The organism is Streptomyces sp. AcH 505, assembly GCF_000818175.1.
Taxonomy (GTDB): Bacteria; Actinomycetota; Actinomycetes; order Streptomycetales; family Streptomycetaceae; genus Streptomyces.
Genome location: NZ_JTIY01000001.1, coordinates 3,335,510 through 3,342,811 on the forward strand (window position 1 = coordinate 3,335,510; position 7,302 = coordinate 3,342,811).

Below are 7,302 nucleotides of genomic sequence, written 5' to 3' on the forward strand. Positions count from 1 at the left end.
GCGGCAGCGCCGGGTGGTGGCCGATCAGGCGGGCCTCGGTGCCCGTCAGAGGCAGGCGAACCTGTCCGGGGCGCTGGAGGTCGCCGTGGGCGGCGCGAGGCTCCTGGAGAGCGGCAGAGCGGTCCTCGTGGACGACGTCATGACGACCGGCGCGTCACTGGCCGAGGCGGCCCGCGCCCTGCATTCCGCGATACGGCCGGGCATTCCGGGATTCGGTCAGGTGAGCGCCGCGGTGATCGCCGCACCGCCCCTGTCCTTCGAAATAAACCGGAACTGATCAGTATTTTGCATCTCCGCAGGTAAACCGGGCAGAGAAACACCTGAACGGGCGTACGCGCTGGTAGCGGGTGCCGACACCCCTCCAGGAGGGCTATGTTCGGTTGTAAGGCTTGGCGAAAGCCGGTACAGCCGTCATTAACGGAGTTCCTCGCTTCTTGGGGTGGAGACCTTGCCGATGGGGAAGGGGAGGTGAAAGTCACCAAGTCCGAGACTCCGGTGACAACTGGGGTCTGGTGCAACAGTGGGGACGCCCCGCAGCGAAGCGGGGCGATCCGGGAACGGAGTTCTGCGTGGACATCGTCGTCAAGGGCCGCAAGACAGAGGTGCCTGAGCGGTTCCGCAAGCACGTGGCCGAGAAGCTGAAGCTGGAGAAGATCCAGAAGCTCGACGGCAAGGTGATCAGCCTGGACGTCGAGGTGTCCAAGGAACACAACCCCCGTCAGGCGGACCGCTGTGACCGGGTGGAGATCACCCTGCGCTCGCGTGGTCCGGTGATCCGGGCGGAGGCCGCGGCAGGCGACCCGTACGCGGCTTTGGACCTGGCCACCGGCAAGCTGGAGGCGCGGCTGCGCAAGCAGAACGAGAAGCGCCACAACCGTCGCGGCGCCGGCCGGCTGTCCGCCGCCGAGGTCGTCGATGTCGTCCCCGGCGTGGCCGAGTTGAACAGCGACGGCGAGACCGCGGCCGAAGAGGCGGCGCACGCCGTCCCGACCACGATGGTCGGTTCCCTGCAGGTGCAGGGCGAAGGTCCCCTGGTGGTACGGGAGAAGAACCATGTCGCGGCGCCCATGACGCTCGACCAGGCCCTTGAGGAGATGGAGCTGGTCGGACACGACTTCTACCTCTTCGTCGATTCCGACACCAAGGAACCTAGCGTCGTCTACCGGCGCCACGCGTACGACTACGGCGTGATCCACCTCAGGACCGACCCGCTGGCCGGTTCCGACGCGGAGGGCGCCGGCGGCCATCTCGGCGGCTGAGAAGGGCGTGTGAACGGCTGAGACACGGCGGGGAATCGGCTGAGATCCGCCGGTTCCGAAGGTGCCCCTGAGTGCTCATTACGACCTCGGGGGCACCTCTGTGCGAGCGAGGCACCAATAACCGCCGCCCAGGCATGAAATCATGGCGTCGCAAGACAACAGGTGGTCTGCGAACAGCGGTTGGCCGGCTCATCCGAATGCGGACCACGACCTTCAGGTGGAGGAACGATGGCGGACAGCTTCGGGCCGGTGCACGCGCACAGTGCCGACGAGACGGTCGTTGGTACGGGGCCCGACGCCGACGCGGAACGGGAAGGGTCCCGCAAGGAACCCATCCGGGTCCTCGTCGTCGACGACCACGCGCTGTTCCGCCGCGGTCTGGAGATCGTCCTCGCCCAGGAGGAGGACATCCAGGTCGTGGGCGAGGCGGGCGACGGAGCTGAGGCCGTCGACAAGGCCGCCGACCTGCTGCCGGACATCGTGCTGATGGACGTGCGGATGCCCAAGCGCGGCGGTATCGAGGCCTGCACCTCCATCAAGGAAGTGGCCCCCAGCGCCAAGATCATCATGCTGACGATCAGCGACGAGGAGGCCGACCTCTACGACGCGATCAAGGCCGGCGCCACCGGCTATCTCCTGAAGGAGATCTCCACCGACGAGGTGGCCACCGCGATCCGGGCCGTCGCCGACGGCCAGTCGCAGATCAGCCCGTCCATGGCGTCCAAGCTGCTGACCGAGTTCAAGTCGATGATCCAGCGCACCGACGAGCGCAGACTCGTGCCCGCGCCGCGGCTGACCGAGCGGGAGCTGGAAGTCCTCAAACTCGTCGCCACGGGCATGAACAACCGGGACATCGCCAAACAGCTGTTCATCTCCGAGAACACCGTGAAGAACCACGTGCGCAACATCCTGGAGAAGCTGCAACTGCACTCCCGCATGGAGGCCGTGGTCTACGCGATGCGGGAGAAGATCCTCGAAATCCGGTGACGGCCGCCGCGGGCACGTGACGGCCGGCGGGGTCAGGCGACCGCGCGGACCAGCTCCGCCGTCAGCTCCGAGCGGTCGACCCGCTCGATCCGTACCGCGTCGCACCCCACCCACCGGGCGGCCTCCAGCAGCGCCTGCGCCATCGGCGCGACCGCCTTGGGGCCCTCCAGCGAGACCTGCTTCGCCACCAGCGTGCTGCCCTCACGGGCCGGGTCGACCCGGCCGAGCAGCCGGCCGCCCGCCAGCAGCGGCATGGCGAAGTAGCCGTAGATCCGCTTCGGCTTGGGCACATACGCCTCCAGCCGGTGCGTGAAGCCGAAGATCCGCTCGGTACGGGCCCGCTCCCAGATCAGCGAGTCGAACGGCGACAGCAGCGTCGTACGGTGCCGTCCGCGCGGGACGCTCGCCAGCGCCTCCGGATCGGCCCAGGCCGGCTTCCCCCAGCCCTCGACGGTCACCGGCACCAGACCGCAGTCGGCGATCACCGCGTCGACCCACTCGCCCTTCAGCCGGTGGTAGTCGGCGATGTCCGCGCGCGTCCCCACACCGAGCGAGCGGCCGGCGAGCCGCACCAGCCGGCGCACGCACTCCGCGTCGTCCAGGTCGTCGTGCAGGAGCGCGTCCGGCACGGCGCGCTCCGCGAGGTCGTACACCCGCTTCCAGCCGCGCCGGCCCGTGCACACGACCTCACCGAACATCAGCGCGCGCTCGACGGCGACCTTCGACTCCGACCAGTCCCACCACAGGCCGCCGTTCTTGGCGCCGCCCAGTTCCGTCGCCGTCAGCGGGCCCTCGTCGCGCAGCTGCTTGATCACCGTCTCGTACACCCCGTCCGTCAGGGCGTGGTTCCAGTGCGGACGGGAGCGGTAGGAGCGGCGCCGGAAGGCGAAGTGGGGCCACTCCTCGATGGGCAGCACACAGGCCGCGTGCGACCAGTACTCGAACGCGTGCGGCGGGGTGGGCGCCGCCGTCCAGTACGCGTCCTCGACCGGCTTGCGGCCGACGGCGCCCAGGCGCGCGTAAGGCACCAGCTCGTGCGAGCGGGCCAGCACCGAGATCGTGTCCAGCTGGACGGCGCCGAGATGGCGCAGCACTCCCCGCACGCCGCCACGGCGGTCGGGGGCGCCGATGAATCCCTGCGCGCGCAGCGCGATTCGGCGGGCCTCGTCGGCGGACAGCTCGGCGGCGGCGGGCGGCACAGTCGTCATGATGGGCACGATAGACGCCGCCACTGACAACGGGCCCGGCGGTTACGCCGCGTCCGACGGCAGGTACGGGTGCGGGCCCGGCAGCCCCAGGTCGGACGGGAGCAGCGAGCCTATCCGGACGTCCCGCAGCGTCCCCCGGTTGAGCAGGGCGGCCCGCAGCACGCCCTCCATCACGAAGCCGGCCTTCTCGGCGACGGCACGCGAGCCGGTGTTGCCGACCTCGGCCCGCCACTCCAGGCGCTCGGCGGCCAGCGCGGTGAAGACCCAGCGGGCCACGGCGGTCACGGCCTCCGTGGTGAAGCCGCGCCCCCGGTACTCCTTCGCCGTCCAGTAGCCGGTCTCCCAGATGCCGGACTGGCTGTGCGCGTTCACCGCGCCCATCAGCGGCCCCCCGCCTATGGGAAATACCCCGAAGGTGCACATCGTTCCGGTCTGCCAGCCGTCCGGGACGAGCTGCTCCACGAAGTACTGCGCGTGCTGCCGTTCGTACGGTGAGGGAATCGTCACCCAGCGCTGGATCTCCGGGTCCTGGCAGATCGTGTGGACCGCGTCGACGTCGTCCGGTGTCAGCGTGCGCAACAGCAGTCGGGGGCTGGTGAGGGTGAGGGGTTCCATACTCGGATTCTGCTGTCGGAGATCGCCGGATGCGAGCACTTTTCGTATCTCACCGGCACCTTCCGTGCGTTCCGCGCGTTCTTGATACGGGTAACAGCAGGCCCCTTCGACGGCGGCCCTCCCGGCGCAGCCCGGTCCTCGCTTACGATGGCCGATGCGGTGGGGTCCGCCTGCCGTGCCCGTGCCCGTGTCCATACACGATCCAGTGCCAGGCCCGACCGGCAAGGAGACCAACCTCAGTGTCCGTCTTCAACAAGCTCATGCGTGCAGGCGAAGGCAAGATCCTGCGCAAACTGCACCGCATCGCGGACCAGGTCAACTCCATCGAAGAGGACTTCGTCAACCTCTCCGACGCCGAGTTGAGGGCGCTCACCGACGAGTACAAAGAGCGCTACGCCGACGGTGAGAGTCTGGACGATCTGCTTCCCGAGGCGTTCGCGACCGTCCGTGAGGCGTCCAAGCGAGTCCTCGGCCAGCGTCATTACGACGTCCAGCTGGCCGGTGGCGCCGCGCTGCACTTCGGCCATGTCGCCGAGATGAAGACCGGCGAGGGCAAGACCCTCGTCAGTACGCTCCCCGCCTACCTCAACGCGCTCACCGGCAAGGGCGTCCACCTGATCACGGTGAACGACTACCTGGCCGAGCGTGACTCCGAGCTGATGGGCCGCGTCCACAAGTTCCTGGGACTTGAGGTCGGCTGCATCCTCGCCAACATGTCGCCCGCGCAGCGCCGCGAGCAGTACGCCTGTGACATCACGTACGGGACGAACAACGAATTCGGCTTCGACTACCTCCGCGACAACATGGCGTGGTCGCAGGACGAGCTGGTCCAGCGCGGTCACAACTACGCGATCGTGGACGAGGTCGACTCGATCCTCGTGGACGAGGCCCGTACGCCGCTGATCATCTCCGGCCCCGCCGACCAGGCCACGAAGTGGTACGGCGACTTCGCCAAGCTCGTCACCCGGCTGTCCAGGGGCGAGGCGGGTAACCAGCTCAAGGGCATCGAGGAGACCGGCGACTACGAGGTCGACGAGAAGAAGCGCACCGTCGCCATCCACGAGCCCGGTGTGTCGAAGGTCGAGGACTGGCTGGGCATCGACAACCTGTACGAGTCGGTGAACACCCCGCTCGTCGGTTATCTGAACAACGCCATCAAGGCCAAGGAACTCTTCAAGAACGACAAGGACTACGTCGTCATCGACGGCGAAGTCATGATCGTCGACGAGCACACCGGCCGGATCCTCGCCGGCCGCCGCTACAACGAGGGCATGCACCAGGCGATCGAGGCGAAGGAAGGGGTGGACATCAAGGACGAGAACCAGACCCTCGCCACGATCACCCTGCAGAACTTCTTCCGCCTCTACGGCAAGCTCTCCGGCATGACCGGTACGGCCATGACGGAGGCCGCGGAGTTCCACCAGATCTACAAGCTGGGCGTGGTGCCGATCCAGACGAACCGGCCCATGGTCCGCATGGACCAGTCCGACCTGATCTACCGCACCGAGGTCGCCAAGTTCGCCGCCGTCGTCGACGACATCGCCGAGAAGCACGAGAAGGGCCAGCCGATCCTGGTCGGCACCACCTCGGTCGAGAAGTCCGAATACCTCTCGCAGCAGCTCAGCAAGCGCGGTGTGCAGCACGAGGTGCTCAACGCCAAGCAGCACGACCGGGAGGCGACGATCATCGCCCAGGCCGGCCGCAAGGGCGCTGTCACGGTCGCCACGAACATGGCCGGCCGTGGTACGGACATCAAACTCGGCGGCAACCCCGACGACCTCGCCGAGGCGGAGCTGCGCCAGCGCGGCCTCGACCCCGTCGAGCACGTCGAGGAGTGGGCGGCCGCCCTGCCGGCGGCGCTGGAGCGGGCCGAGGGCGCGGTCAAGGCCGAGTTCGAAGAGGTCAAGGACCTCGGCGGGCTCTACGTCCTCGGTACGGAGCGGCACGAGTCGCGGCGTATCGACAACCAGCTGCGCGGCCGTTCCGGACGTCAGGGCGACCCCGGCGAGTCCCGGTTCTACCTGTCGCTCGGCGACGACCTGATGCGGCTGTTCAAGGCGCAGATGGTCGAGCGCGTGATGTCGATGGCCAACGTCCCCGACGACGTCCCCATCGAGAACAAGATGGTGACCCGCGCCATCGCTTCCGCGCAGTCGCAGGTCGAGCAGCAGAACTTCGAAACGCGTAAGAACGTCCTCAAGTACGACGAGGTGCTGAACCGTCAGCGCGAGGTCATCTACGGCGAGCGCCGCCGCGTCCTGGAGGGCGAGGACCTGCACGAGCAGGTCAGGCACTTCATGGACGACACGATCGACGCGTACATCCAGGCGGAGACCGTCGAGGGCTTCGCCGAGGAGTGGGACCTCGACCGGCTGTGGGGCGCGTTCAAGCAGCTCTACCCGGTGAAGGTCACGGTCGACGAGCTGGAGGACGCGGCGGGCGACCGCGCGGGCATCACCTCCGAGTTCATCGCCGAGTCCATCAAGGACGACTGCCACGAGCAGTACGAGGAGCGCGAGGCGCAGCTCGGCTCGGACATCATGCGTGAGCTGGAGCGGCGTGTGGTGCTCTCCGTACTGGACCGCAAGTGGCGCGAGCACCTCTACGAGATGGACTATCTCCAGGAGGGCATCGGCCTGCGGGCGATGGCCCAGAAGGACCCGCTGGTCGAGTACCAGCGCGAGGGCTTCGACATGTTCAACGCCATGATGGACGGCATCAAGGAAGAGTCCGTCGGCTACCTGTTCAACCTGGAGGTCCAGGTCGAGCAGCAGGTCGAGGAGGTGCCGGTGCAGGACGAGGCCGAGCGCACCTCGCTGGTCAAGGAGGACGCCGTACCGGCGGGCTCCGGCCGTCCCGAGATCCGCGCCAAGGGTCTCGACGCGCCGCAGCGCCCCGACCGGCTGCACTTCTCCGCCCCCACGGTGGACGGTGAGGGCGGTGTCGTCGAGGGCGACTTCCAGAGCGCCGAGGCCGGCGGTCCGACGCGGTCCACGTCGGACGGTCTGACGCGCGCCGAGCGGCGCAAGGCGCAGAAGACGACCGGTGGCCGCCGCCGCAAGAAGTAGCCGGCAGCGAGCTGGGTCCACAGGGCCGGGCGCACGTCCTTCGGGGCGTGTCCCGGCCCTGTGGTCTGTTCCCGGGCCCTCGGGCGCCGGCCCGACCGGTCCGAACCGGTCGGGCCGGATCAGACCCGTACGCCGCCGATCTCCACCGCCGCGCAGCGCCAGCGC

5 protein-coding genes and 1 pseudogene are annotated in these 7,302 nt (G+C 68.4%); 4 read left to right on the forward strand and 2 right to left on the reverse strand.

Going from position 1 to position 7,302, the window contains the following annotated elements:
* From HY68_RS45165 to HY68_RS15245, 3 genes and pseudogenes are all read left to right on the forward strand, one after another.
* Nucleotides 1-277: pseudogene (locus HY68_RS45165) on the forward strand (ComF family protein); the annotation flags it as partial.
* Nucleotides 278-569: 292 nt separating this feature from the next.
* Nucleotides 570-1,259, forward strand: coding sequence for a ribosome-associated translation inhibitor RaiA (gene raiA / locus HY68_RS15240; RefSeq protein WP_041989080.1), 690 nt, complete (start codon nucleotides 570-572; stop codon nucleotides 1,257-1,259).
* 228 nt (nucleotides 1,260-1,487) lie between these two features.
* Nucleotides 1,488-2,246, forward strand: coding sequence for a response regulator transcription factor (locus HY68_RS15245; protein ID WP_041989081.1), 759 nt, complete (start codon nucleotides 1,488-1,490; stop codon nucleotides 2,244-2,246).
* 32 nt (nucleotides 2,247-2,278) lie between these two features.
* Here HY68_RS15245 and HY68_RS15250 read toward each other — a convergent pair whose 3' ends face one another.
* Together HY68_RS15250 and HY68_RS15255 are read right to left on the reverse strand one after the other, a co-directional pair.
* On the reverse strand, nucleotides 2,279-3,454 hold the full coding sequence (locus HY68_RS15250) for a crosslink repair DNA glycosylase YcaQ family protein (RefSeq protein ID WP_041989082.1): 1,176 nt from the start codon (nucleotides 3,452-3,454) through the stop codon (nucleotides 2,279-2,281).
* Nucleotides 3,455-3,496: 42 nt separating this feature from the next.
* On the reverse strand, nucleotides 3,497-4,069 hold the full coding sequence (locus tag HY68_RS15255; RefSeq protein ID WP_041989083.1) for a GNAT family N-acetyltransferase: 573 nt from the start codon (nucleotides 4,067-4,069) through the stop codon (nucleotides 3,497-3,499).
* 239 nt (nucleotides 4,070-4,308) lie between these two features.
* Here HY68_RS15255 and secA point away from each other — a divergent pair, with 239 nt between their 5' ends.
* The gene (gene secA / locus HY68_RS15260) at nucleotides 4,309-7,137 is read left to right on the forward strand and encodes a preprotein translocase subunit SecA (RefSeq protein WP_041989084.1); all 2,829 of its coding nucleotides are present in this window, start codon (nucleotides 4,309-4,311) and stop codon (nucleotides 7,135-7,137) included.
* Nucleotides 7,138-7,302 lie beyond the last annotated feature (165 nt).